Origin of the sequence: Variovorax ureilyticus (genome assembly GCF_037889935.1) — a bacterium.
Classification (GTDB): domain Bacteria; phylum Pseudomonadota; class Gammaproteobacteria; order Burkholderiales; family Burkholderiaceae_C; genus Variovorax; species Variovorax ureilyticus.
This window is the reverse complement of sequence record NZ_JBBKZU010000047.1, coordinates 1-1,718: the sequence shown is the minus strand read 5'-3', so window position 1 is coordinate 1,718 and position 1,718 is coordinate 1. Positions and strand designations below refer to the sequence as shown.

Here is a 1,718-nt window from a genome sequence, read left to right as displayed (position 1 = left end):
GTGTTCCTCGCACTGGCCATCGCGCTCGCGGCCGGGCTGAGCCGCGACCCGCGCGCGCTCCCTTCGCCGCTGGTCGGCAAGCCCGCGCCCGCCTTCGAGCTGCCGCTGCTCGAGAGCGAAGGACGCAGCCTGCGCAGCAGCGACATGCAAGGCAAGGTGTGGGTGCTCAACGTCTGGGCCTCGTGGTGCACGCCTTGCCAGGTGGAGCATCCGCTGCTCGTCGACTTCGCGGGGCGCGCCCGGGTGCCGGTCTACGGTCTCAACTACAAGGACCAGCCGGCGGCGGCGCGCGCATGGCTCAAGCGCCTCGGGAATCCCTATACCGCGACGATGACCGACATCGATGGCCGCACCGGCATCGACTTCGGCGTCTATGGCGTGCCCGAGACCTTCGTGATCGACCGCGCCGGAAGGGTGCGCTTCCGCCATGCGGGTCCGGTGACGCCCGAGGTGCTGGAGCAGACGATCACGCCGCTGCTGCGCGAACTCGAACGCGAGAAGGAAGACCATGCGTAGATGCATCGCGTCCGCGCTGCTGGCCTTCGCTTGCGCGGGCACCTTCGCTGCACCCGCCGACGACGAACAGCTCGACGCGCGCGTGCATGCGCTGTCGCACCAGCTGCGCTGCGTGGTCTGCCAGAACCAGACGCTTGCCGACTCGCAGGCCGAGCTCGCCGTGGACCTGCGCCGCCAGATGCGCGAGCAGATGCGCGCGGGCGCGAGCGACGACGCGGTCAGGGACTTCCTGGTGCAGCGCTACGGCGATTTCGTGCTCTACAAGCCACCGCTCAAACCGGTGACCTGGCTTCTCTGGTTCGGACCGCTGCTGTTGCTGGCATTCGTGGTCGCGGCGATCTTGCGCAACCGGGGGCGCGGTGCTCCACCGCCTGCCGCGCTGGACGATGCGGACCGGCAGCGGCTCGATGCGATACTCGATCGCTCTCCGGAGCCGCCGCGATGATCGTCTTCTGGCTCCTCGCAGCGGCATTGATCGCGGTCGCGATGGCCGGTCTGCTCGCGCCTCTTTTACGCGCGGTCCGGCCGCCAGAGCCTCTGCAACCCGATGCCGCCGCCGATCTCTATCGCGGCCAGCTGGACGATCTCGAAGCCGATGTCCGCACAGGCATGCTTGCGCCGGAACACCGCCGCGAAGCGCGCGAAGAAGTGGGCCGCCGGCTGCTCGACGACGCGGGCTCGCTCAAAGCGGCAGCATCCTTGTCCCACCGTCCTTCGCCGCTCCTCGCGGCCGCGCTGCTCGCGCTTCTGCCCAGCGCGGCGATCGTGCTGTACCTGCACCTCGGCAACCCGGTCGCGCTCTGGCAGGCGTCCGATCCGGGCCACGGACACGACGCGGCCGGCGCACCGAGCAGCGCGCAGATCGAAGGCATGGTCAACCAGCTCGCCCAGCGACTGCGCAGCGAGCCCGACGATCTCGAAGGCTGGGTCATGCTCGCGCGTTCCTACGCCGCGCTGGAGCGTCCCGGCGATGCGGCGATGGCCTATGGCAAGGCCGTGGCGCTCGCGCCGGACGAGGCGGCACTGCGCGCGGACTATGCGGACGTGCTCGCGAGCGTCGATGGTGGCGTACTCAACGGGCTCGCACTCGCCCAGATCCAGCGCGCGCTCTCGCTGGACCCCGACCACCCCAAGGCGCTCGCGCTCTCCGCCAGCGCAGCCATGGAGCGGGGCGACACACAGGAAGCCCTGCGCCAATGGCA

General features: G+C 70.1%; 3 protein-coding genes. All 3 read left to right on the top strand.

Features of this window, described 5'->3' with window-relative positions; genetic code table 11:
* On the top strand, positions 1-516 hold the full coding sequence (locus WKW77_RS34925; RefSeq protein WP_340361466.1) for a DsbE family thiol:disulfide interchange protein: 516 nt from the start codon (positions 1-3) through the stop codon (positions 514-516).
* Complete coding sequence (locus WKW77_RS34920) at positions 509-961, top strand: cytochrome c-type biogenesis protein (RefSeq protein ID WP_340361465.1); 453 nt, start codon at positions 509-511, stop codon at positions 959-961. Before WKW77_RS34925 ends, WKW77_RS34920 begins: the two co-directional genes overlap by 8 nt.
* Positions 958-1,718 (top strand): c-type cytochrome biogenesis protein CcmI (gene ccmI / locus WKW77_RS34915; protein ID WP_340361464.1); only part of this gene is annotated, 761 nt, incomplete at its 3' end. The genes WKW77_RS34920 and ccmI, both read left to right, overlap by 4 nt.

Bases quoted from the DNA above. Each gene is read 5' to 3' on its own strand.
- WKW77_RS34920 (WP_340361465.1), top strand. From the start codon at position 509: ATGCGTAGATGCATCGCGTCCGCGCTGCTGGCCTTCGCTTGCGCGGGC.